At 64.4% G+C, this 23,874-nt stretch carries 23 protein-coding genes; 6 read left to right on the top strand and 17 right to left on the bottom strand.

Features of this window, described 5'->3' with window-relative positions; all coding sequences use genetic code 11:
• Position 1: 1 nt before the first annotated feature.
• Positions 2-652: a chromosomal replication initiator DnaA gene (locus VMR39_RS08360; protein WP_325415522.1), complete on the bottom strand. Its 651-nt coding sequence runs from the start codon at positions 650-652 to the stop codon at positions 2-4.
• On the bottom strand, positions 649-1,938 hold the full coding sequence (locus VMR39_RS08355; protein ID WP_325415521.1) for a heavy-metal-associated domain-containing protein: 1,290 nt from the start codon (positions 1,936-1,938) through the stop codon (positions 649-651). Before VMR39_RS08355 ends, VMR39_RS08360 begins: the two co-directional genes overlap by 4 nt.
• Positions 1,939-2,040: 102 nt before the next feature.
• Here VMR39_RS08355 and purM point away from each other — a divergent pair, with 102 nt between their 5' ends.
• Both purM and purN read left to right on the top strand, forming a co-directional pair.
• Entirely contained in the window at positions 2,041-3,135 is a 1,095-nt protein-coding gene (purM, locus tag VMR39_RS08350) for a phosphoribosylformylglycinamidine cyclo-ligase (protein ID WP_325415520.1), read from the top strand.
• An 83-nt stretch (positions 3,136-3,218) separates the two neighbouring features.
• Positions 3,219-4,169, top strand: coding sequence for a phosphoribosylglycinamide formyltransferase (gene purN / locus VMR39_RS08345; RefSeq protein WP_325415519.1), 951 nt, complete (start codon positions 3,219-3,221; stop codon positions 4,167-4,169).
• Here purN and VMR39_RS08340 read toward each other — a convergent pair.
• The 10 genes from VMR39_RS08340 to VMR39_RS08295 form a co-directional block, all read right to left on the bottom strand.
• Complete coding sequence (locus tag VMR39_RS08340; protein WP_325415518.1) at positions 4,166-4,636, bottom strand: hypothetical protein; 471 nt, start codon at positions 4,634-4,636, stop codon at positions 4,166-4,168. The genes purN and VMR39_RS08340 overlap by 4 nt on opposite strands.
• Positions 4,637-4,720: 84 nt before the next feature.
• Positions 4,721-6,121, bottom strand: coding sequence for a dihydrolipoyl dehydrogenase (lpdA, locus tag VMR39_RS08335; protein ID WP_325415517.1), 1,401 nt, complete (start codon positions 6,119-6,121; stop codon positions 4,721-4,723).
• Between the two features lie 49 nt (positions 6,122-6,170).
• Positions 6,171-6,434 carry a GIY-YIG nuclease family protein gene (locus VMR39_RS08330; RefSeq protein WP_414712472.1) on the bottom strand — a complete coding sequence of 88 codons (264 nt, stop codon included), beginning with the start codon at positions 6,432-6,434 and terminating at the stop codon, positions 6,171-6,173.
• Positions 6,435-6,523: 89 nt separating this feature from the next.
• A complete protein-coding gene (gene odhB, locus VMR39_RS08325; protein WP_325415516.1) occupies positions 6,524-7,774 on the bottom strand; it encodes a 2-oxoglutarate dehydrogenase complex dihydrolipoyllysine-residue succinyltransferase in 1,251 nt (416 codons plus the stop codon).
• Between the two features lie 8 nt (positions 7,775-7,782).
• Positions 7,783-10,578: a 2-oxoglutarate dehydrogenase E1 component gene (locus VMR39_RS08320; protein WP_325415515.1), complete on the bottom strand. Its 2,796-nt coding sequence runs from the start codon at positions 10,576-10,578 to the stop codon at positions 7,783-7,785.
• A 92-nt stretch (positions 10,579-10,670) separates the two neighbouring features.
• The gene (gene sucD, locus VMR39_RS08315; protein WP_088182010.1) at positions 10,671-11,555 is read right to left on the bottom strand and encodes a succinate--CoA ligase subunit alpha; all 885 of its coding nucleotides are present in this window, start codon (positions 11,553-11,555) and stop codon (positions 10,671-10,673) included.
• 100 nt (positions 11,556-11,655) lie between these two features.
• Positions 11,656-12,618 carry a malate dehydrogenase gene (gene mdh / locus VMR39_RS08310; protein WP_325415513.1) on the bottom strand — a complete coding sequence of 321 codons (963 nt, stop codon included), beginning with the start codon at positions 12,616-12,618 and terminating at the stop codon, positions 11,656-11,658.
• Between the two features lie 324 nt (positions 12,619-12,942).
• Positions 12,943-14,055, bottom strand: a complete 1,113-nt coding sequence (zapE, locus tag VMR39_RS08305) for a cell division protein ZapE (protein WP_325415512.1) — start codon at positions 14,053-14,055, stop codon at positions 12,943-12,945.
• Positions 14,052-14,513 carry a PaaI family thioesterase gene (locus VMR39_RS08300; RefSeq protein ID WP_325415511.1) on the bottom strand — a complete coding sequence of 154 codons (462 nt, stop codon included), beginning with the start codon at positions 14,511-14,513 and terminating at the stop codon, positions 14,052-14,054. The genes zapE and VMR39_RS08300 overlap by 4 nt, the downstream gene beginning before the upstream one ends.
• Position 14,514: 1 nt before the next feature.
• The gene (locus tag VMR39_RS08295) at positions 14,515-15,303 is read right to left on the bottom strand and encodes a succinate dehydrogenase iron-sulfur subunit (protein ID WP_325415510.1); all 789 of its coding nucleotides are present in this window, start codon (positions 15,301-15,303) and stop codon (positions 14,515-14,517) included.
• Positions 15,304-15,505: 202 nt separating this feature from the next.
• Here VMR39_RS08295 and VMR39_RS08290 point away from each other — a divergent pair, with 202 nt between their 5' ends.
• From VMR39_RS08290 to VMR39_RS08280, 3 genes are read left to right on the top strand one after another with little or no spacing between them, the layout of a single operon-like run.
• Complete coding sequence (locus VMR39_RS08290; RefSeq protein WP_325415509.1) at positions 15,506-16,579, top strand: glycosyl transferase; 1,074 nt, start codon at positions 15,506-15,508, stop codon at positions 16,577-16,579.
• On the top strand, positions 16,576-17,682 hold the full coding sequence (locus VMR39_RS08285) for a CDP-alcohol phosphatidyltransferase family protein (protein WP_325415508.1): 1,107 nt from the start codon (positions 16,576-16,578) through the stop codon (positions 17,680-17,682). The genes VMR39_RS08290 and VMR39_RS08285 overlap by 4 nt, the downstream gene beginning before the upstream one ends.
• On the top strand, positions 17,679-18,122 hold the full coding sequence (locus VMR39_RS08280) for an HIT family protein (protein ID WP_325415507.1): 444 nt from the start codon (positions 17,679-17,681) through the stop codon (positions 18,120-18,122). Before VMR39_RS08285 ends, VMR39_RS08280 begins: the two co-directional genes overlap by 4 nt.
• Before the next feature lie 4 nt (positions 18,123-18,126).
• Here VMR39_RS08280 and VMR39_RS08275 read toward each other — a convergent pair whose 3' ends face one another.
• The 3 genes from VMR39_RS08275 to VMR39_RS08265 all read right to left on the bottom strand — a co-directional run bounded on the left by VMR39_RS08275 (position 18,127) and on the right by VMR39_RS08265 (position 19,819).
• Positions 18,127-18,552, bottom strand: coding sequence for a VOC family protein (locus tag VMR39_RS08275; RefSeq protein ID WP_325415506.1), 426 nt, complete (start codon positions 18,550-18,552; stop codon positions 18,127-18,129).
• A 156-nt stretch (positions 18,553-18,708) separates the two neighbouring features.
• Entirely contained in the window at positions 18,709-18,831 is a 123-nt protein-coding gene (locus VMR39_RS08270; protein ID WP_325415505.1) for a hypothetical protein, read from the bottom strand.
• A gap of 217 nt (positions 18,832-19,048) precedes the next feature.
• Positions 19,049-19,819: a phosphocholine cytidylyltransferase family protein gene (locus VMR39_RS08265; RefSeq protein WP_325415504.1), complete on the bottom strand. Its 771-nt coding sequence runs from the start codon at positions 19,817-19,819 to the stop codon at positions 19,049-19,051.
• Positions 19,820-19,941: 122 nt separating this feature from the next.
• On the opposite strand from VMR39_RS08265, the gene VMR39_RS08260 reads away from it, so the two are divergent.
• Positions 19,942-21,252 (top strand): lipopolysaccharide biosynthesis protein, encoded by a 1,311-nt coding sequence (locus tag VMR39_RS08260; protein ID WP_325415502.1) that lies wholly within the window; start codon positions 19,942-19,944, stop codon positions 21,250-21,252.
• Here VMR39_RS08260 and VMR39_RS08255 read toward each other — a convergent pair.
• Together VMR39_RS08255 and VMR39_RS08250 are read right to left on the bottom strand one after the other, a co-directional pair.
• On the bottom strand, positions 21,249-22,031 hold the full coding sequence (locus tag VMR39_RS08255) for a nucleotidyltransferase family protein (protein ID WP_325415501.1): 783 nt from the start codon (positions 22,029-22,031) through the stop codon (positions 21,249-21,251). The genes VMR39_RS08260 and VMR39_RS08255 overlap by 4 nt on opposite strands.
• Positions 22,032-22,171: 140 nt before the next feature.
• Positions 22,172-23,701 (bottom strand): M23 family metallopeptidase, encoded by a 1,530-nt coding sequence (locus VMR39_RS08250; RefSeq protein ID WP_325415500.1) that lies wholly within the window; start codon positions 23,699-23,701, stop codon positions 22,172-22,174.
• Between the last annotated feature and the right edge of the window lie 173 nt (positions 23,702-23,874).

Here is a 23,874-nt window from a genome sequence, read left to right as displayed (position 1 = left end):
ACTACTCGCGCTGGTCGTTGGAAGGATCGGGTGGGACTATAGGCAAAAAGCCCACCGATTGCAGAGTCTCTTTCGCCATTGCGACCGAAATCTTACGACCGGATGACAGCGCCGCCACGTCTAGCAGCCGCGTGACCTCCGATATCGCGCCATAGCGATGCTCGACCCGGCGCAGCAGCCAGTCGGGCACGTCGGGCGCATAGCTGGCCCCGGCCAGGTCGAAAGCACGGCAGATGAGCGCGCGGGCCAGCGGCTCGTCCGGCTCCTCGATCGCGACATGGGGCGCGGCGGCAAGGCGCGAGCGCAGGTCGGGCAGTGCCACGGTCCAGCTGTCAGGCGCCGTCCGGCCGATCATCAGCAGCGGGCGACGGGCGGTCTGCGCTTCGTTCCAGGCGTGGAACAGGCGATGTTCATCCTCGCCCCCATTGGCCCCTTCGGCATCGTCTATGATCTCGCCGCCGCTCATCTGCGCGAACAGGCCGGCCAGCGTCGAGCGCCCCGACAGCGGCGGACCGGTCAGCACGCTCACCGACAGCGGCCAGTCGCGCCAGCGTTCCAGATGGGCGACGGCAAGGCGATTGGCCTCACTGACCAGGAAATCCCCCGCGCCAGCGCTACCATGCCATTCGAAAGGCAGGCTGATCTGGCTCATTGCGGCGACGGGGATGCCTGCCGCCGCGTGATCCGCAGGGTGTTGCCGTTGACGGTGACGGTATAGCCGCGCGCCTGCAATCCGGTCCGCAGCACGTCGATCGGGCCGTCGAAGCTGACCTGCATCACCGATGTCCCGCCCAGCGCCAGGCTGCTCGTCGCGGCCGATCGGACACCGGAAATCCCGCGCACCGCCGATTCGCCCGCCCCGACAGAAGTCACGTCGGGCGTGTCGAACTGGATAGAGACACTGGTCGTTCCGGCGGTCGGCACGGTCGGCAGGTCGAGCGCCTCGATCGGTGCTTCGGCGGCATTTTCGATCGCCAGCGCATTGGGATCGACCGGCTCCTCGATGATCAGCGACGGGTCGGGCCGCAGGCGGCCGTCGTTGAGCGCGCGAATATACAGCTCATCGATCCGGCGTGCGCCCTCGTCCATCATCTGCGCGATGCCGCTGTCGTTGGACGCGCGCAGCGAGAAGCTGCCGATCAGGCTGTCGTCGGGACCGTAGCGCGCAGTGAAGGTGGCCGTGACCGGGCCGCCGGGATAGGCGCGCTCCAGCCGCACGATCGGGATCACCACGTCCGCTGCACCATATTGGTCGAGCAGCACGCGCCACCACAGGCGCCCGCGCCGGCCGATCTGGCCCGCGTTCAACAGGATGGGGTCGGCGATGGAGCCGGCGACGCGCACATAGTCGATCGCGCTGTCCCCTGTGCGATAGCGCGCCCAGGCCTTCTGCCATTCATTGGTGCGCTCATAGGAAACGGCCGATCCGCCGTCCCACATGACCGGAATTACCAGCAGCGGCGGCGATCGCATGACATTGCCACTGACGCCCAGCAGCTGCCCGGTGCGGGCGCGGTCGAACAGGATGCCCAGCGTCGCGACATAGCGGTTGGGCCCGTTCTGCTCATATTCCACCTCGATGCCGGAAATCATGGCTTCGAGCTGCGAATCGGACAGGGCCGGCGCGCCGCCCCCGCCATGGGTGCGGGTCCACAGCATACGCCACGCCTGCCGCTGCGCCATGCGCCAGCCGGCGTAGCGCGCCGTATCGGCATCCTTGGCAAAGACGTCGACCTTCACCCCGCGCACTTCGAAATCGCCGCCGCTGGCGATCGGCGGCACGCCGCGCTCCCCCTCCATCTGCGCGAAAAGAGCGGCGGCGGCGAGGCCGATGCCGATCGCGATGATGATCTGGACAGGCCGCGAAAGCAGGCGCGCAAAGGCTGCCGGGCGGGGAAGGGTCAGGCTCACAGTCACGGGCGCCCTTTTGGCGAACATTGCCCGCGCTGCCAAGCAGGAAGGCGCGACTTATCCCCAGCTTCGTGTCCCGCCCCGCGCAAAACTCGACATTACGCGGTTTCGACCGTAGAGCGCTGCGTCATGAGCGACAACGAATCCTACAGCTACGCCAAGGCTGGCGTCGACATCGCCGCGGGCAACGCCCTTGTCCGTGCCATCGCCCCGCTGGCCAAGGCCACCCGCCGTCCCGGCGCCGATGCCGAACTGGGCGGCTTCGGCGGCTTCTTCGACCTGAAGGCGGCGGGCTATGACGATCCGCTGCTGGTCGCGGCCAATGACGGCGTCGGCACCAAGCTGAAACTCGCGATCGACCATGACCGCCACGACGGCGTGGGCATCGACCTGGTCGCCATGTGCGCCAACGACCTGATCGTGCAGGGTGCCGAGCCGCTGTTCTTCCTCGACTATTATGCCACCGGCAAGCTGGAGTCGGGCGTCGCCGAGCGCGTGATCGCCGGTATCGCCGAAGGCTGCCGCACCGCCGGCTGCGCCCTGATCGGCGGCGAGACAGCCGAAATGCCGGGCATGTATGCCGATGGCGACTATGACCTGGCCGGCTTCTGCGTCGGCGCGGTGGAACGGTCCAAGGCGCTGACCGGCAACAGGGTGAAGGCAGGCGACGTGCTGATCGGCCTCGCCTCGTCGGGGGTCCATTCGAACGGCTTCTCGCTGGTCCGCCGCCTCGCCGCGGACAAGGGCTGGAAGCTTGATCGCCCGGCACTGTTCGACAATGAAGTGCTGCTGATCGACGCGCTGATGGCGCCGACCAAGATTTATGTGAAGAGCCTGCTGCCGCTCGTGCGCGCCGGCATGATCAACGCCCTCGCCCACATCACCGGTGGCGGCCTGCTGGAAAACATCCCCCGCGTCCTGCCCGACGGCGCCCATGCCACGGTCGATGCCGACGAATGGGAACAGCCGCGCCTGATGGCCTTCCTCCAGGCGCAGGGCCATATCGAGCCGGAAGAAATGGCGCGCACCTTCAACTGCGGCATCGGCATGGTTCTGGCCGTGGACGAAGCCCATGTCGCCGCCGTCACCAAGTCGCTGGAGGATGCGGGCGAAACCGTGTTCCGCATCGGCGCGGTGGAAGAAGGCGAGAAGGGCTGCACCGTCAAGGGCAGCACCGAAACCTGGAGCGCGAAGGCCGACTGGTCGGCCACGCATCTGGGCTGAAACCCGCCCTCCGTTCGTTTCGAGCGAAGTCGAGAAACGTTGCGCGAGGGTTCTCGACAAGCTCGAACCGAACGGGGTTGGGTATGAACAAGGCAAAAGTCGGCGTCCTGATTTCCGGCCGCGGGTCGAACATGGCGGCTTTGCTCTATGCGGCGAGGGCCGAGAACTGTCCGTATGAGATCGTGCTGGTCGCCGCCAACGATCCCGAAGCCCCCGGCCTCGCGCTCGCGGCCGCAGAGGGCATCGCGACCTTCGGCCAGAGCCACAAGGGGCTGAAGAGGGCCGAATTCGACGCCATCATCGATGCGCAGTTGCGGGAGGCCGGCGCGCATTATGTCGCCCTCGCCGGCTATATGCGCCTGCTCTCGCCGGAATTCGTATCGGGCTGGGAAAACCGGATGCTCAACATCCATCCCAGCCTGCTGCCCAAATATAAAGGTCTCGACACCCATCAGCGCGCGATCGACGCAGGCGACAGCCATGCGGGCTGCTCGGTCCATATCGTGACGGCCGAACTGGACGACGGACCGGTGCTGGGCCAGACCCCGGTCGCCATCCTGCCCGGCGACACCGAAAACAGCCTCGCCGCCCGCATCCTGATCGCCGAGCATCAGCTCTATTCGCGCACGCTGGCCGACTTCGTCACGCGCGAACGCCAACCGGACTGGCTGCTGAACAAGGTGCGCGAGGCCGCGCTCGCCCTGCCCCAGGCGGACGAGATCGTCTCGCACGGCATGCCCTGCTTCGGCATCGTGAAGGGCAAGAAATTCGCCTATTTCACCCGCGACCATCATGGCGACGGCATCATCGCCGTGCTGGTGAAGACCACCGCGCCGGAGGAGCAGGCAACGTTGATGGAGGCCGATCCGGAGCGCTATTATCGCCCCGCCTATTTCGGCAATGACTGGGTCGGCATCCGCCTCGACCTGGGCGACACCGACTGGGAGCATATCGCGGAACGGCTCCACGCCAGCTGGCGCCAGATCGCGCCGAGGAAACTGCTTGGTCTGATGGACATCGCCGACCAGTTCTAAAAATGCCGCGCCGTCGATGAAAGGCCTTCAGCACGCGCCATATCCTTGGGCCGGCCGAAATCCATGATCAGGCGCGCCAGCTCTCGGCGCTCCGGTATGAACAGGATGACGCCTTCCACCTCGACAGGCTGGCGCGTCGCGGGTTGCACTGGCACCCATTGCGCACCCTTCCGATATACAAAGCCCGCCATGAACTCGACCGGCAGCGGCGCGCCGGTCCAGGTGCCGAACACCGTCGAGCGGAAGGCGGCGTGCGTTGGGCCCGGACGTACCGTCACACCTATGCCGGGCAGGATGCGCTCAGCATCCTCGACGCTCAACAGGATATCGACATCGGCGACATGTCCTGCATCGACGCCATGGAGCGCGACCGCCGCACTGGCGATGACCCACCAGGGATCATGCGCCGCCTGCATGATGGCGCCCGCGCGTCCCAGGGTTGCTGCCAGGGGTGTCTCGATCGTCATCCACGCCTCACCGACCAAAGCCGCCAAAAGAAAAGGCCCCCGCAATGCGGAGGCCTTTTCCTTATAATCCGATCCTGCAACCGATCACATGTGGATCGGCTTGCCGGTCACGGCCATGGCCGCTTCCTTGATCGCTTCGCTGTGGGTCGGGTGGGCGTGGCAGGTATAGGCGATGTCCTCGCTGGACGCGCCGAATTCCATCGCCTGTGCCGCCTGCGCGATCATCGTGCCCGCGACGGTGGCGATGATCCACACGCCCAGCACCTTGTCGGTTTCGGCGTCGGCGATGATCTTCACGAAGCCTTCCGGCTCGTGATTGGTCTTGGCGCGGCTGTTCGCCATCATCGGGAACTTGCCGACCTTGATCGCGCCCTTTTCCTTGGCAGCTTCCTCGGTCAGGCCCACGCCCGCGATTTCCGGCTTGGTGTAGACGACCGAGGGGATCACGTCATGGTTCACGATGCCGGTCAGGCCCGCGATATTCTCGGCCACGGCGATGCCTTCGTCCTCGGCCTTGTGCGCGAGCATCGGACCAGGGATGACGTCGCCGATCGCCCACACGCCAGGAACCTTGGTCGCGAAATCATGATCGGTTTCGATCTGGCTGCGCGCATTGAGCTCCAGACCGATCTTGTCCAGACCCAGACCTTCCGTATTGGGACGACGGCCAATCGACACCAGAACCACGTCGGCCTCGATCTTTTCGGCATCGCCACCGGCGGCCGGTTCGACGGTCAGGGTCACGCCCTTCTTGCCGACCTCGGCGCCCGTGACCTTCGTGCCGAGCTTGTATTCGAAGCCCTGCTTCTTGAAGATCTTGTTGGCTTCCTTGCGGACTTCGCCGTCCATGCCGGGCAGGATCTGGTCGAGATATTCGACCACAGTGACTTTGGCGCCCAGGCGCTTCCAGACGCTGCCCAGTTCCAGACCGATGACGCCGCCGCCGACGACGACCAGATGGCCCGGAACCTTGTCCAGTTCCAGCGCGCCGGTCGAATCGACGATCTTGCCGCCGGCATTGTCGACCGCCACGCCCGGAAGCGGCGCGACCGACGAACCCGTGGCGATGACGATGTTCTTCGCCGTCACCTTCTCGCCGCCGACCTCGACGGTGTTGGCGCCGGTGAAGCTGGCAAGGCCCTTCAGCCAAGTCACCTTGTTCTTCTTGAACAGGAATTCGATGCCGCCGGTCAGGCCTTTGACCGCGTCGATGCGCTGGCCCTGCATGGTAGGCAGGTCCAGGCTCATCTTGTCGATCTTGACGCCCAGCTTGGCAAGCGCGCCGTTCGCTGCCTCGTCATAGAGTTCGGACGCGTGCAGGAGCGCCTTTGACGGAATGCAGCCCACATTGAGGCAGGTGCCGCCCAGCGTCTCGCGGCTTTCGGCGCAGGCGGTCTTCAGGCCCAGCTGCGCCGCGCGGATCGCGGCGACATAACCACCGGGGCCAGCACCGATAACCAGGACGTCATAATCGAAGTCTGCCATCTCTCACCTCATTCTTGTGCTCCTGCGAACGCAGGAGCCCAGGGCGTCTTCAGAACAGTGTCTCGAACAAATCCCGCCACTGCGGATTTTCCCGTTCGATCAACTCGATCTTCCAGGCCCGTTTCCATTTCTTCATCTGCAATTCGCGTCGTCGCGCTTCTTGCAGATCATCATATGCTTCGCACCATACCAACATGGTGCAGCCATGTTCCTTCGTAAAGCCATCCACCAGAGCGTTGCGATGCTGATACGCCCTGACGGCCAGATCGCTAGTGACACCCAGATAGAGGGTGCCGTTGCGCCTGCTGGCCATCAGATAGACATATCCCGCTTTCGTTGCACTTCTCCACCATGGGCTCCTGCTTTCGCAGGAGCACGTTGGATTGGCTTGTAGGGATCGGCTTACAGGTCGATCAGCAGGCGGGTCGGATCCTCGATCGCGTTCTTGACCGCGACGAGGAAGGTCACCGCTTCGCGACCGTCGATCAGGCGATGATCGTAGCTGAGCGCCAGATACATCATCGGACGGATCACGATTTCGCCATTGCGGACGACCGGACGGTCCTCGATGCGGTGCAGGCCCAGAACCGCCGACTGGGGCGGGTTGATGATCGGGCTGGACAGCAGCGAGCCGAACACGCCGCCATTGGAGATGGTGAAGGTGCCGCCCTTCATATCTTCCATGGTCAACTTGCCTTCCTTGGCCTTCTTGCCGAAGCCGCCGATGGTCTTTTCGATATCGGCGACGCTCAGGCTTTCCGCGTTGCGGATGACCGGAACGACGAGGCCCGTCGGAGCCGAGACGGCGACCGAGATGTCGGCGAAGTCGTTATAGACGATCTCGTCGCCCTCGATCTGCGCGTTGACGCCCGGAATGTCGCGGAGCGCCATGCAGACGGCCTTGGTGAAGAAGCCCATGAAGCCCAGACGGACGCCATGCTTCTTCTCGAACAGATCCTTGTACTTGGCGCGCGCCTCGATGACGTTGGTCATGTCGACGTCGTTGTAGGTCGTCAGGAGAGCAGCGTTATTCTGCGCTTCCTTCAGACGCTTGGCGACGGTCTGGCGCAGGCGGGTCATCTTGACGCGCTCCTGCTTGCGGCTCGGACCAGCGGCCGGGGCATCGGCGGCGGGCGCAGCGGCGGTCGAACCGGCCGCAGCCTTGGCAGTGCCGGCTGCGACGGCGGCCATCACGTCGTCCTTGGTCAGGCGACCATCCTTGCCGGTGCCCTTGATCTTGCTCGGATCAAGACCATGCTCCAGCACCAGACGGCGGACCGCCGGCGACAGGGTCAGGTTGCCGCCTTCTTCCTCGTCCGAAGCGGCAGGGGCCGATGCGGCCGGCGCCGGGGCAGCAGCTTCCGCCTTGGCGGCGGGGGCAGCAGCGGCGGCCGGAGCGGGCGAAGCGGCAGCGCCGCCTTCGTTCACATAGGCCAGCAGCGCGCCGACCTCGACCGTGTCGCCTTCCTTGGCGACCAGATCGCCCATGACGCCCGCGACCGGCGAGGGCACGTCGACCGCGACCTTGTCGGTTTCCAGGCTGACGATCGGCTCGTCGGCCTTGACGGCTTCACCGGGCTTCTTGAGCCACTGGCCCACGGTTGCTTCGGTAACGGATTCGCCCAGAGTGGGGACTTTAACTTCGGTAGCCATGAGCTGTTTCAGCCTTTCTTCTGGCGGCGGATTTCTTCACGGACGCTGTGACCCAGCGCATCGGCGACGAGGGCGCCCTGTTCGGACACATGGCGCGACGCCAGACCCGTTGCAGGCGAGGCGGAAGCCTTGCGACCGGCATAGCGGGCGCGCATCGGCGCCTTGCCGGCCTTGGCCAGCGCTTCCTCGACATAAGGTTCCACGAAGAACCAGGCGCCATTGTTGCGCGGTTCTTCCTGACACCAGACGACTTCTTCCAGGTTGGTCATGCGCTCGATGCGCTTGGCCAGGGCCTCGGTCGCGAACGGGTAGATCTGTTCGATGCGAACGATCTGCACGTCCGTGTCGCCGGCGGCATCGCGGGCTTCCATCAGGTCATAGAAGACCTTGCCCGAACACAGGACCAGACGCCTGGTTTCCTTGTCCGGCGCCGCATTCGGGTCGGACAGGATGCGCTTGAAGTGCGTTTCACCCTGGAAATCCTCGGCCTTGCTGACCGCCAGCTTGTGGCGCAGCAGCGACTTGGGCGCCATGATGATCAGCGGCTTGCGGAACGGACGCAGCATCTGACGACGCAGGGCGTGGAAGTAATTGGCCGGGGTCGTGATGTTCGCGACCTGGATATTGCCTTCCGCGCACAGCTGAAGGAAGCGTTCCAGACGCGCCGAGCTATGTTCCGGGCCCTGCCCTTCATAGCCGTGCGGCAGCAAGCAGACGAGGCCGTTGGAACGCAGCCACTTGGTTTCCGACGACGCGATATACTGGTCGAAGATGATCTGCGCGCCGTTGGCGAAGTCGCCGAACTGGGCTTCCCAGATCACCAGGCTCTTCGGATCGGCCAGCGCGAAACCATATTCGAAACCGAGCACGCCATATTCGGACAGCGGCGAATCCAGCACTTCGAAACGGCCATGCGGCACGGTCGAGAGCGGGATATATTTTTTCTCGCTGTCCTGATCGGTCCAGACCGCGTGACGCTGGCTGAAGGTACCGCGACCTGAGTCCTGCCCCGACAGGCGAACGCCATAGCCTTCCGACAACAGCGAACCGAAGGCGAGAGCCTCGCCAGTCGCCCAGTCGAAATTGGCGCCGGTCTTGAACATCTCGGCCTTGGCATCCAGCACGCGCTTCAGCGTCTTGTGGATGTTCTGGCCTTCGGGAACGGTGGTCAGCGTCTTGCCGAGGCCGTCGAACAGCTTGGTGCTGATCGCCGATTCCACGCTCTGGCGCGCGGTTTCCGCGTCGGCGGGCTTATGCAGGCCCGACCAGCGACCGGCGAACCAGTCCGCCTTGTTCGACTTGTAGCTCTTGGCCGCCTCGAACTCGTCCTCCAGATGGGCGACGAACTCGTCGGTCGTGCCGCCGACGAATGCATCGTCGACCACGCCTTCATTCTTCAGACGCGCCGAATAGATTTCCGAAACCGGCGGATGCTGGCGGATTTCCTTGTACATCAGCGGCTGGGTGAAGCCCGGCTCGTCGCCTTCATTGTGGCCGAAGCGACGATAGCACCACATGTCGACGACCACATCACGGTGGAAGGTCTGACGATATTCCATCGCCAGCTTGGTCGCGAAGGTCACGGCTTCGGGATCGTCGCCATTGACGTGCAGGATCGGCGCCTGGACGCCCTTCGCCACGTCCGACGGATAGGGCGAGCCGCGCGAGAATTGCGGGCTGGTGGTGAAGCCGATCTGGTTGTTGATGATGAAGTGGACGCAACCGCCGGTATTGTAGCCGTGCACGCCCGAGAAACCGAGGCATTCCCAGACGATGCCCTGGCCGGCAAAGGCGGCGTCGCCATGGATCAGCACGGGCAGCACCTGCTCATGCTTTTCCAGATCGTCGCGGAAGGTCTGCTGCGCGCGGACCTTGCCCAGCACCACCGGATCGACGGTTTCGAGGTGCGAAGGGTTGGGGACCAGCGACATGTGGACCTTGATGCCGTCGAACTCACGGTCGGTCGAGGTACCGAGATGGTACTTCACGTCGCCCGAACCACCGACGTCCTCGGGATTGGCGGTGCCGCCCGAAAATTCGTGGAAGATGACGCGGAAGCCCTTGGCCATCACATTGGCCAGCACGTTCAGGCGGCCGCGATGCGCCATGCCGAACACGATCTCGCGCACGCCTGCGGAACCGCCATATTTGATGACGGCTTCGAGCGCGGGGATCATGGACTCGCCACCGTCGAGGCCGAAGCGCTTGGTGCCGACATATTTGCGGCCCAGGAACTTCTCATACTGCTCGCCCTGGATGACCTTGGCCAGGATCGCCTTCTTGCCCTCGGGCGTGAAGTGGATTTCCTTGTCCTTGCCTTCCAGCCGGTCCTGAAGGAAGCGACGCTCCTCCACGTCGGCGATGTGCATATATTCAAGGCCGACATTGCCGCAATAATTGGCGCGCAGGATCGCGACGATCTCCGCCACGGTCGCATATTGCAGGCCCAGCGTGCCGCCCAGATAGACCTTCTTGTTGAGGTCGGTCAGGCCATGATATTCCGGGGTGAGGTCAGCCGGCAGGTCACGCTTGGCCAGGCCCAGCGGATCGAGGTTGGCGGCCAGATGACCGCGCACGCGATAGGTGCGGATCAGCATCTGCGCGCGGATGGCATCATCAGCGGCGGCAACGGCGTCGGCATCCGACACGGCCTTGCCCGCAGCCTTGGCGGCGGCCTTCACGGCGACCTGCATCTGCGTGGGGTCCATCGCCCCCGTCAGATCGTCGGTGTCGCTCAGCGGCCAGTTATCGCGCGCCCAGCTCGGCCCGCGCTCGATTTCGAAATCCTGGTTCTCGTAACCCATTGCCTTGTCCCATCCCAGCCGCGTGCAGTCGCGGAAGCGGGAAAATAGCGGCCGGGGTGCAGCCCGGCCGCCCTCATATTATAGGAGCTGTTTTAGCCCTTCAGCACTTCGACCAGCGTCGAACCCAGCTCGGACGGGCTGGCGGCAACCTTGATGCCGGCGGCTTCCATCGCTGCGATCTTGCTTTCCGCGTCGCCCTTGCCACCCGACACGATCGCGCCGGCATGGCCCATGCGACGGCCCGGAGGCGCGGTGCGGCCTGCGATGAAGCCGGCCATCGGCTTCTTGCGGCCACGCTTGGCTTCGTCGATCAGGAACTGGGCAGCCTGTTCTTCCGCGTCGCCGCCGATTTCGCCGATCATGATGATCGATTCGGTGGCGTCGTCGGCCAGGAACAGTTCCAGCACGTCGATGAAGTTGGTGCCGTTGACCGGGTCGCCGCCGATGCCGACCGCGGTGGTCTGGCCCAGGCCGGCGTTGGTGGTCTGGAACACGGCTTCATAGGTCAGCGTGCCGGAACGCGACACGACGCCGACCGAACCCTTCGAGAAGATCGAACCGGGCATGATCCCGATCTTGCATTCGCCGGGCGTCAGGACGCCGGGGCAGTTCGGGCCGATCAGGCGCGACTTGCTGCCCGACAGGGCGCGCTTCACGCGGACCATGTCGAGGACGGGGATGCCCTCGGTGATCGCAACGATCAGCGGGATTTCGGCGTCGATCGCTTCCAGGATGGAGTCGGCAGCGAACGGCGGCGGAACGTAGATGACCGAAGCGTCGGCGCCGGTCTTCGACTTGGCTTCCGCGACGGTGTCGTACATCGGCAGGCCGATATGGGTCGTGCCGCCCTTGCCGGGGGTCACGCCGGCAACCATCTGGGTGCCGTAGGCCAGAGCCTGTTCGGTGTGGAAGGTGCCGGTGGCACCGGTCATACCCTGGGTGATGACCTTGGTGTTCTTGTTCACCAGAATGGACATGCGAGTCCCTTTATCTTCTGTGGACGTGGCACTTGGGTCGAAAGCGACCCGTCCCAGGCTGCGCACTTACCTGGGACGGACCGGTGCAAGCTGGGTAGGATCAGGCGAGCGAGCTATCGATGCCCTTGCAGGCTTCCAGCAGTTCCTTGACCGCGTCGACCGACACCTGAAGGTTCGCCTTGGCTTCGTCGTTCAGCTCGATCTCGATGACCTGCTCGACGCCGTCCTTGCCGATGATGACGGGCACGCCGACATAGAGATTGTCGACGCCATACTGGCCGGTCAGGTTCGCGGCGCAGGGCAGCAGACGCTTCTTGTCGCCCAGATAGGCTTCAGCCATGGCGATCGCGCTGGTGGCGGGCGCATAGAAGGCCGAACCGGTCTTGAGCAGCGCGACGATCTCGCCGCCGCCCGAACGGGTGCGCTTGACGATGGCGTCGATGCGCTCCTGCGTCGAACGCCCCTGCTTGATCAGGTCGGGGACGGGGATGCCCGCGACGGTCGAATATTCGATCACCGGAACCATGGTGTCGCCATGGCCGCCCAGAACGAAGCTGGTGACGTCCTTGGCCGAGACGTCGAATTCTTCGGCGAGGAAGTGGTTGAAGCGCGAGCTGTCCAGAACGCCGGCCATGCCGACGACCTTGTTGTGGGGCAGGCCCGAAAATTCGCGCAGCGCCCAGACCATCGCGTCGAGCGGGTTGGTGATGCAGATAACGAAGGCGTCGGGCGCGTTGGCGGCGATGCCTTCGCCCACGGCCTTCATGACCTTCAGGTTGATGCCCAGCAGGTCGTCGCGGCTCATGCCCGGCTTGCGGGCGACGCCGGCGGTGACGATGATGACGTCCGCGCCCGCAATGTCGGCATAATCGTTCGAGCCAGTGATCTTGGCGTCGAAACCTTCGACCGAAGCGCATTGCGACAGATCGAGCGCCTTGCCCTGCGGCACGCCTTCTACGACGTCGAACAGTACGATATCACCCAGACCCTTGAGCGCCGCGAGGTGCGCCAGCGTGCCGCCGATATTGCCTGCGCCGATGAGCGCGATCTTCTTACGGGCCATATGCAATCATCCTCCAAGTCGTGACTACTGGAATTGCTGGCCCGCCTACGCCCTTCGGAGAGGGGTTTCAACCGCGGAAACCCGTGGAAGCCAAATTATCTTTGCAATTCGTTCGCAATTGCATTAAGACCGATTCACACCCTGTCGCTGAGGACTCCTACCCTGGTCCCCAGCCTTCCCTGCAGAGGTATCCTGCCGGGCGCCTTTCCTCCTCGGGGGCGCCCGGCCTGTTTTCCTTTATAAAAATTGCGTTCAGATGAACGGCGCGCGCAACATCGGACGGGTGGATTCCACCCGGCGACGAGTCGATCGATGTGCGAAAAACTATTTCGGCCCGTGGCCGAGCGCCAGATAATCGTCGGACTGCATTTCCATCAGGCGCGACACGGTGCGCTCGAATTCGAACGCGCCGTCGCCTTCGGGATAGAGTCGCATCGGCTCGGCATCGGCGGACGCCAGCAGCTTCACCTTATATTCGTAGAGCGAATCGATCAGCGTCACGAAGCGTGCGGCCTCGTTGCGCTTCTCCGGCCCCAGTACGGGGATGCCGACGATGATGACGGTGTGATATTTGCGCGCGATCGCCAGATAGTCCGGCGCGCCCCGCGCCTCCGCGCACAGCCGCTTGAAGGAGAAGACCGCGACACCCTTCAGGCTCTTGGGCACATGCATGGTGCGCCCGCCCTGCACCACGATCTCCTCCGAAGGTACCTTGGCCCGATCCTCGACCGAAAAGTCGGTCAGGCGGAAAAAGGCCTCCGACAGCGCCCTAGTCGCCTCCGGACCGTTGGGCACATGCCACAGCTTCGAATCGCCCAGACGGTCGCGCCGGTAATCGACCGGCCCGTTCAGCGTCATCACGTCCAGCTTCGCCTTTATGAGGTCGATGAAGGGCAGGAAGAGCTGGCGGTTGAGCCCATTCTTGTAGAGTTCGTCCGGTTCGCGGTTGGAGGTGGTGACGATCGTCACCCGCTTTTCCAGCAGGCCGGTAAACAGGCGCGACATGATCGCGGCGTCGGCCATATTGTTGACGACCATCTCGTCGAAGCAGAGCAGCCGCGCCTCTTCGGCCAGCGACTCGACCACCGGCGGGATCGGATCGCCCGTCTCCGACTTGCGCGCTTCCGCCAGCCGCGCATGGACGTCGAGCATGAATTCATGGAAATGCGCGCGCTTCTTGCGTTTCACCTGAACCGTGTCGAAGAACAGGTCCATCAGCATCGACTTGCCGCGCCCCACCCCGCCCCACATGTAGAGGCCGCGCGGCGGCTCGGGCGCCTTGCGCAACAGCTTCCACAGGGTCGATCCACGCGCCGGGGCGGCTTCCAGTTCCTGCTGCAATCGGTCGAGTCGTTCCGCGCCCGCGCGCTGGTCCGGGTCAGGCCTCAGTTCGCCAGCCTGCACCAGCGCGTCGTAGCGGGCGATGACGCTTGTCACTTGGGGGCTGGCGCCTTGCGAAGGGTCGCGGTGGACGCTGCAACCGGCTGACCGTCCTGGGTGATCAGCATCCGCAGGAAGAAGAGCCGCCCGGTCTCCCGCAACACCTCCACCTCGGCGATCAGGTCGGGTCCGACCTTGCCAGAGCCCAGATATTGCATGGAAAGGTCGATGGTCACGCCATTGACCTGATCCTTGTGACCCATCGCCCAGAGGCCACCGAAATAGGCGTGATCGGCAAAAGCGGCAAGGAAGCCACCGTGCAGCGTATCGAGTCGATTGCGATGGCTGGAGCGCGTTTCCAGCCCGACCAGCGCCTTCGTAGCGCTCACCGCACGCATGTAACCACGGCCGATCGCTTGCAGGAAGGTGTCGGGATGCGGGTCGGACCACGCGGCCCAGCCCGCCCATTTCCCTTCGGTCAGCGGTTTCCCGCCCGCAACGCCGTCGCTCGTCAACTTACAGCTGCCGTTCGACCATCATCTTCTTGGTTTCGGCGATCGCCTTGGCCGGCGAAAGACCCTTGGGGCAGACATTCGCGCAGTTCATGATGGTGTGGCAGCGATAAAGGCGGAACGGATCTTCCAGATCGTCCAGACGCTCGCCGGTATATTCATCGCGGCTGTCGGCCAGCCAGCGATAGGCCTGGAGCAGGATCGCCGGACCGAGGAACTTGTCGCTGTTCCACCAGTAGCTGGGGCAGCTGGTCGAGCAGCAGGCGCACAGGATGCACTCGTAGAGGCCGTCCAGCTTCTCGCGGTCGGCGGGCGACTGGAGCCGCTCCTTGCCGCTGGGCGCAGGGCTGACGGTTTGCAGCCAGGGCTTGATGCTGTTGTACTGGGCGTAGAAATGCGTGAAGTCCGGCACCAGATCCTTGATGACGTCCATGTGCGGCAGCGGCGTGATCTGCACCTGCTTGCCGGCGCACTCGTCGATCGCGGTCGTGCAGGCCAGGCCGTTGCGGCCGTTCATGTTCATCGAGCAGCTGCCGCAAATGCCTTCGCGGCACGACCGGCGGAACGTCAGCGTCGGATCATATTCATTCTTGATCTTCAGCAACGCGTCCAGAACCATCGGACCGCACGTATCGAGGTCGATCTCGAACGTGTCGTAGCGCGGATTTTCGCCGGAGTCGGGATCGTAGCGATAGACCTTGAAGCTGCGGACATTGGTCGCACCGTCGGGCGCCTTGTGGGTTACACCCTTGCCGCTGATCTTGCTGTTCTTGGGCAAAGCAAATTCGGCCATCGCTCGTCGAGCCTCTTCGTCGATGTCTGTCTGTTGGGGGTCCGCATAACGAAAAATCTGCAAAGGTCCAGCACTGAGGACCATGTTTCTGCCCTCAAGTCCTTGTTGCAAATGGCTTGCAATTATTCGGACGCAACCCTGGCTCCTTCTTGCTTCCTCCAATATCCACGCTAGGGCGGCGAAATCTGTAGGAAACTTCATATTGCCGATCGACATCGCCTTTCTCGCCATCGCAGAAGCGCAGCAGCTCTATCACTGGCTGCCTGCCGCGCTGGAACTGGCGCGCCGGCCCGATGTCCGGGTCAGCGTCCTTTCACCCTCGGACCAGATATTGGCGCTGATCGGCAGCTATGATGCCGAAGGCAGCCTGCACCATATCCGGCTGCGCCGCCCGCTGGCCGGCCCCGACTCGCTGTTCCGCCAGCCCTCGCGACTGGCGACGCTGCTGCTCAACTACGCGACCATCGCCCGCTTCCCGACGCTGGTGACGACCGAGATCAGCAGCGCCTGGCTGCGCCGCGTCCCCGGATTCCGCTCCCGAATGATCCTCATCAAGCATGGCGCAGGCGACCGGGAGGGCGGCTACAAGAAGCGCCACGCCGATTTCGACCTGACGCTGGTCGCTGGCGAGAAGGATCGGCGTCGGATGATCGATCGCGGCCTTTGCACGCCCGATACGGTCGCGGTCGGCGGCTATCCCAAGTTCGAACTGAAGGCGGAACGCCAGCGCTTCTTCCCCGACGACCGGCCGGTCCTGCTCTACAATCCGCATTTCGACCCGGCGCTATCCTCCTGGGTCAAACATGGGCCGGAAATGCTGGCGACCCTTGAGTCGCTTGAGGGCTGGAACGTCATCATCGCGCCCCACACCAAGATGGCGCGAAACGTGCCGCCGATCGCGAGCAGTGCGCCGCATATCCGCATCGACATGGGTAGCCGCCATTCGATCGACATGAGCTACACCGTGATCGCGGACGTCTATCTGGGCGACGTGTCGAGCCAGGTCTATGAATTTCTCATACAGCCCCGCCCCTGCATCTTCCTCAACCTCGACCATCGCGACGCATCCAGCGAAACCTTCGCCCATTGGCGGCTGGGGCAAGTGATCGAGCGCGCGGATGCCCTGCCCGACGCCCTGTCCCGCGCGAACGACTTGCAACCGACCTATGTTGCTGCGCAAAAGGCGGCGATGCAGCAATCCATCGACCTGTCTCCGGTCCCCGCCTCCCAGCGGCAGGCCGACCTGATCCTGAATTTTGCCAAGAGTCCTGCATGAGCCAGATCCTGACCACCACCCTCGGCCCCGTTCGCCTGATCGGCGAGAATGCGACGCCGATCTGGGGCATGTCCAATGCCGAGCGCAACCGGCGCATGGCGGAAAGCGCCGCCAAGAACGGCAGCAAGCTGGCGGAGGGGCATGAACTGCTGTTCAACCTGACCTATGCCTTCGACCCGCTGCTGCTGCGCCTGGCGCTCGAAACGCCGGGCACCTTGTTCGCCTGGGCGGGCACGCCGATCGTCGGGCAGGTGGCGCAGGGGAGCGATCCACTTACGGCGCCGCATGTCGTCGACCTGTCGGACGGCCGCAAGCTCTACAACCGCCAGCTGCGCAAGCTGGAGCAGCCGATGGTTCGCGAACTCACCCCATCGACCCGGCGGGAGATCGAGCGGCGCAGCTATTTCGGCGCCTACAAGGGCGTGACCGACCTGCTCACCAAATATCTCTGGCCCGAACTGGCGCTGATCCTCACCCGCATCGCCGCGCAGCTGAAGATGACACCCAATATGGTATCGGTGATCGGCGTCACCCTCTGCCTCGTCGCGACCTTCCTCTTCGCCAAGGGGATGTACTGGACCGGCTTCCTGTCCGGCTTCATCTTCATGGTGCTGGATACGGTCGATGGAAAGCTCGCCCGCTGCACCATCACCTCGTCCAAATGGGGCAATGTGATCGATCATGGCGTAGACCTCGTCCACCCGCCCTTCTGGTGGTATTTCTGGGGTACCGGCCTTGTCTATTGGGGTCTGCAACTCTCACCCGGCACCTTCACCTTCATCATGACGGCCGTGATCGTGGGCTATGTGCTGCAACGGCTGATCGAAGGGATGTTCCTCAAGGACTTCAAGATGGACATCCATGTCTGGCGTCCGTTCGACAGCCAGTTCCGCCTCATCACCGCGCGGCGCAACCCGAACATGGTGATCCTGCTCTTCGCGCTGATCCTGGGTCGCCCCGACATCGGCCTGATCGCGCTGGCGTGGTGGACGATCATATCGCTCGTGGTCCATGCCGTGCGGCTGGCACAGGCCTATGGCGTGAAGCGGTCGGGCAAGCCCATCGTCAGCTGGATGGATGAAGCCGAGGCGGCAGCCGCATGAACGCGACCATCGAGAAATTCGGCCACCCCGCGACGCTGATCGCGGAGTTTGAGCATTGGGTCGTGCTGCTGCGCCCCGCCCAGCCGACACTGGGTTCGCTGGTGCTGGCTGCGAAGAGCGACGCGACCGCTTTTGGCGACCTGCCGGCGCAGGCCCATGCCGAACTCAAGACCGTCACGGCCACGATCGAGACCGCATTGGCCCAAGCGGTGAACTACAGCAAGATCAACTATCTGATGCTGATGATGGTCGACCCGCACGTCCATTTCCACGTCCTGCCCCGCTATGAGGGCGAACGGAGCGCCGCCGGCGTGACGGTCGCGGACGCAGGATGGCCCGGCCAGCCCGACCTGGGCGCGGCGGTGAAACTGGACGATGATCTGGACAATCTGCGCGACTGGCTGAAGGGCTGTTTCGGCAATAGCGCAGCCCGTCCCTGATCGGTCACACGCCTGCGACAGGCAGCAGCGGGTTCGGATGCGCGGCATCGGGACCGCCGCTGCCATAGGGTCGGGTCAAGACTTCGAGTATGTGCCCGTTGGGATCGTCGAAATAGACGCCCCGGCCATCGTCCCAATGATTGATCGCGCCGGCCAATGTGTGAAAGGGGTCGGCCCAATAGCGCAGCCCGCGCTTCTCGATCCGCATCATGACGTCCGTAAATTCCGCCTCGCTCACAAGGAAGGCGAAGTGGCTTGCAGCGATGGCCTGATCGGTCTGCAACATGTCCAGCGACGTCTCGCCCACCTGAAGCACGGTGAAATGTCCCAGCTGGCGGGCCGGCGGCAGGTTCAATATGTCGACATAGAAGGCGGCTGTTGCGGCCGGGTCCGCAGCATGGACGATGATATGGTTCAGAGTGACCGGCATCGACAGCCTCGGTAACGCGGCGCGGAATGACCAGAGATGTTATATACGGACCGTCATCGCGATGGAAGACAGACCGATTGTTCGGTCGGCTTTCCCCTGTCCTACACGGTCCGGGCAGGTTATAGGGACAGGCAGGCTCCTTGAACCTGCCGCCGCTCAGCTGACAAAATCGAGCAGGAAACCGATACCCAGCCCGATGGCGATGCCGCCGATGATTGCGACCTGGCATTTCTCGAAAATCGACAAAGGGCGGCAATAGCCATTAAGCTCTTGATCCACAGGCGACCTTTCTTTCGTCAGAAGTCGCCGCGGCTATTGCATCCCTGCATCCTGTGCGCCGTGACGGGGATCACGCCATGCCGCCGCAGCCCACTATGTGGGTTAATCGGCGGAAACCATGATTGGCACATCCGGCAACGAACGTAATAAAATGTCGGGAGGAAGACAGGAAATTTCAGGATATGCGGGACATATGCGAAGTTAAGCCCGCAAAATCCTATTTTGCGTAGCGCCCTTCGGCCACCCACCTGGCGGTCAACTTCTTGGCCGCCTCGACATCCTGCGGGAAATCGACTTCCTGCCAGTCCAGCCCTTCGATCGACACGGTGCCGACGCGATTGCCCTTGGCGATGATGTCGATCGCGCGCAGATACCAGCGCTCGACGCCTTCGGGCGTGCGCATCATCTGGTCGATCTGGTTGCGGAAGATCGCCGGACCTTCGCCCCGGAACGCCAGCATGCCGATCGATTCGGCGTTGGTGTCGGGCGGCAGCAGCCGCTTGCCGATGGCGTGCAGGCGGCCGGTCGCGTCGCGGTTCACCTTCATGTCGTCATCGTCATATTCGCCGTCCGCCTTGATATCGACGGTCACGGTTATGGCGTCCTGCGCGCCGTTCACCAGCCTGGCGACGATCTCGTCCGACACGATGGTGTCGCCGTTCAGGATGATGAAGTCCCGGTCCATCTCCTCCCGCACGATCCAGCAGGTGCCAAGATTGTCGGCGACCTGGAAGAAGGGATTGAAGACGGTGCGGATGCGCGCGCCCGTTTCACGATAGAGTTGCAGCGCATGATCCTCCACACGCTCGGTGCGAAAGCCGGTGACGACGACGATGTCGGTCACGCCATTGGCCACCAGCGCCGCGACCTGCCAGCTGATCAGGCTTCGTCCGTTGAAGTCGATCATGCATTTGGGAATGTCGCGGGTCAGCGGCAGAAGGCGCGAGCCCTGCCCCGCCGAAAGGATGATAGCTTTGGTAATCGTCATGGCGCGCGCTTTAAAACGCAATTGGGCCGAAAAAAAGGCGACTTCAAACGGGCGGCCTCAGCCCTTAGATAGGCGCGCGCCGGACGACCGGCTTCAGCATTGAAAGGCCGGCAGTCATAAAGATGTTCAAGCGCGGATCGGGAGCGGCAGGCGACGGTTTCGCCCGCATCCTGGCCAATACCGGCTGGCTGCTGGGCGGCAAGGGCGTGGGCGCGGTGCTGAGCCTCGCCTATCTCGCCATCGTCACCCGCACGCTGGGGGTAGAGGATTTCGGCCGCTTCGCGCTCGTGTTGAGCGCCGCCAACGTCATCAAGGCGCTGGTCAGCTTCGACAGCTGGCAGATCGTCGTGCGCTACGGCCAGCCGCATCTGACGGAGGGGAATGGCGATGCCCTCAACCGCGTGCTGCGCTTCTGCATCGTCATCGACCTGGCGTCCGCGCTGGCCGGCGGCGTCATCGCGGCCGCCATCATCCTGATCTTCGGCGACGCGCTGGAACTGGGCGCGGGTATGGGATGGCAGGTCTGGCTATTCTGCATGGTGATGATGATCACCATCCGGTCCAGCCCGACCGGCGTACTGCGCCTGTTCGACCGGTTCGATTCGGCCGCTTTCGCCGAAACCATGATCCCGGTGGGCCGCATGATCGGCGCGGCCGTCGCGCTGGCGGTCATGCCCAGCATCACCGGCTTCCTGATCGCCTGGGCCTTTTCCGAACTGCTCTGTGCGATCGCCTATTGGTGGCTGGCGCTGCGCGTCGGACGCGGCCGCATCGGCAGCTGGCGCACGGGCCGGGCGCTCGACGCGCGCGCCGAAAATCCCGGCATCATCGGCTTCCTCACCGCCACCAACCTCCAGACCAGCCTCGGTTCGATCAGCCAGCAGGTCGCGGTGCTGATCGTCGGCGCCTTTGTCGGCCCGACCGGCGCCGGCCTCTATCGCCTCGCCAACCAGCTCGCCAATTCACTGACCAAGATCAGCAGCCTGCTCTCGCGCAGCATCTTCGTCGAACTGTCGCGCACCAGCAGCCATGGCAGGGAAGCGCTGGGCGCGCTGTTCCGCCGCACCAACCGGCTGGCGCTGGTCGCGGGCGCGGTCATCATCGGCCTGATAGTGACGATCGGCCATCCGCTGCTGGGCCTGATCGCGGGCAAGGAATTCCTGCCGGCCTATCCATTGCTGCTGATGCTGGGCGTGTCGGCCTGCATCGACCTGATCGGGGTCAGCTATCGCCCGCTGCTGATGGCGACCGACCGGGCAGGCCTGTCGCTGCGCATCACCTTCATCTCGACCTTCCTGCTGCTGGGGCTGCAATCCGCGCTTCTCCCCCATTTCGGGACGAAGGGCGCGGCGATGGCCAATATCATCACCGCGCTGGCCAGTTTCGCGATGATGGGCCTCGCCAGCCGCCGGGCGATGGCGACGAATATCTAACGACGCGCGAGGATCGATTCGATCAGGGTGACGTCCGCCGGCTTGTCGGCGTCGATGCAGGCTTCCGGGCTGTTCATCGCCACCAGCCGCGCGGCAAGGCCGAAGCGCCGCCCGATCCGCGCGATCCCGCCGCGCAGGGTGAGGATGCGCAGCAACGCCCCGATCAGCGCGAAGGGGCCGAAGGCGGACAGGATCTTCCAGCCCTTCTTCCGGTCCTGCTCCACCTCCTGCCAGAGGGCAATCACCGGCTTCGCCTTGGCGCTGCCGAACCAGAAGATGTTAGCGCCCGACCACCAGCCGTCACGGAATTTGAGCCAGGTCCGCCGCGATTCCGGGTAGCGCGCCAGCAGCGTTGCCCGCTCCACCATGGCGACGGCGATGTCCGCGCCCTGCGCCTCGCCGACGAACTGGTCGAGCATGGCTGTGTCGAGCAGCACATGGTCGGCGGTGGTCAGCAGCAGCGGGAAAGGTAGGTCGCCCTGCTCCATCAGCGCCAGCAGAGAGGAGGCGATCCCCTGCCCGCCCGTCTCGAACCGCACGCGCGGCTGCTCGGCGAGCCAGGCGGTGGCGGGATCGGCGGCGAAGACGTCCGGCCGCTGCGTCAGCACGACCATCTGCCCGATGGCGGGATGGTCCAGCAGGGCGCGCGCGGGCCGGTTGATCATCGGCTCGCCCGCGACCGGCGCGAGCGGCTTGACGGGCACGCCAGCGGCCAGGGCCAGCGGATCGGGAATGGGGCGCGCGCCTGCGAGCAGGATGGCGGTAACGGAACCTGTCATCGCCGCGCGTTAGAGCGATTTCCAGTCAGATGGAACATCTGACGGCTCGGAAATCACGGAAAGCACAGAAATTGGCGCACGATCCGGCTCAACAGTATCGGATCATGTTCGATCGGCGTGGGCGGAGCGCAGGAAGCGGCTTATTTGCCGCTCGCTACCGGAGCGGCCGGGGTCTTCTGCGCGAAACTGTCGTGCAACCCGACCCGCAGCCCCTGATATTGAGCCAGCCGCCCGCGGAAGGCGGCGAGTTCGCGGCCGGCCAGCTGCGCCGTCGTGGTGAACTTGACCGACAGCGGATTGACCGTCGCGCCGCCGCGATACAGCTCATAATGGAGATGCGGCCCGGTCGACAGGCCGGTCGAGCCGACATAGCCGATCACCTGCCCGCGCCGCACCCGCTGGCCCGCTACCGCCGCGATACGGCTCATATGGGCATAGCCGGTGGCGAGGCCGCCACCATGCTGGATGCGGACATAATTGCCATGGCCGCCATGTCGCCCGGCAAAGGCCACCACGCCGTCGGTCACGGCATAGATGGGGGAACCATAGCGGGCGGCGAAGTCGATGCCCGCATGCATGCGGGTATAGCCCAGTATCGGGTGGCGACGCTGGCCATAACCCGACGACATGCGCCCGGCGACCGGCGCCGACAAAACGCCGCGCCGTTCGCCCACGCCCGACGCCTCGAACCATTCGGTGCGGCCGTCCCTGTTCCATTTGAGCATCGCGACCGACTTGCCGCGCGACCGCTTGAGGCCGGCATAGAGCAGGTCGCCCACCTCCACGTCGCCGGTTTCGGCGCGGCGATATTCGCTGACGATGTCGTAGCGATCGCCCGCCGCGATGCCGCCCAGGTCGACCTGCTGCGCGATGACGCGTAGGAAGGCCTGCACCGCCTTGGGCGGCGCGCCTGCCGCGCGGGCCGACCGGTAGATGCTGTCGCCGACCACGCCCTGAATGCGCAGCGGCGTATTGTCGACACGGATCGGAACGCGCTTCACCGACAGCACGCCGCCATTGCGGGTCAGCTCGACACCAAGGTCGAGCCGCGCCCGGAAGGCGAGCTTGTCGAGCGGCCGGGGCCGGTCGCGGCTGGCGCGACGGCCAAGGATGATATCGAGCCGCGTGCCGGGCTTCACGCCCGCATCAATGTCGCCGCCGACCATCGCCATCACGGTCGCGACATCGCCGCTGCTGACGCCGGCGCGCGACAGGGCGCGGGGCAAGGTGTCGCTGCTGCCGACCTGGGCGCTCAGTTCGATCTGCGGGCGCTCAGGCGTTTCGCGCAGCGGCTGCACCGCGTCGGTCGGCCCCATATGCCGGCCGCTGTCCGCGCCCATCGCCAGCGGCGTGATCATCTGGCTGCGCACTTCGTCATAATGCGCGTCGGACAGGATCGGGCCGGACGCGCCGGGAACGGGCTGGAAACCGAGGGAAAGATAGAGAGCGGTGGCGCACAGGCCGAAGCAGGTGGCAAGGCCGCGGAACCAGGTGAGGCTGCCGATGCGCTGGCCAAGGTCGGGAACCAGTTCCACATCATCGGCCCAGTCGCGCAGGCGGCTGCGCCAGTCCTGCGACGGCGGAGCGACCGCCCGATCGAGCGAGTCCGCCAGCCAGAGGGATGCGGATGCACCGCCCTGCTGAGACCCGAACTGCCTGTCCTGAAACAAAATCCGCGACCCCCAAGGGTGTTTTTCATTGCCGCGCCAGCAACATCCCCGCCACGCGTGAGCGGCACCGTTGTGAACGCACAAGGTTAAAGTCAAATAAAGACGATGCGGTGATGGGGATCGATGCGGCGAACCGTGCCCGTCCCCGGACGGGACCGGGAACTGCATGCTGA

Origin of the sequence: Sphingobium sp. (assembly GCF_035511395.1) — a bacterium.
Lineage (GTDB): Bacteria > Pseudomonadota > Alphaproteobacteria > Sphingomonadales > Sphingomonadaceae > Sphingobium.
The sequence above is the reverse complement of the archived record's forward strand: the minus strand, read 5'-3'. Positions and strand labels throughout refer to the sequence as shown.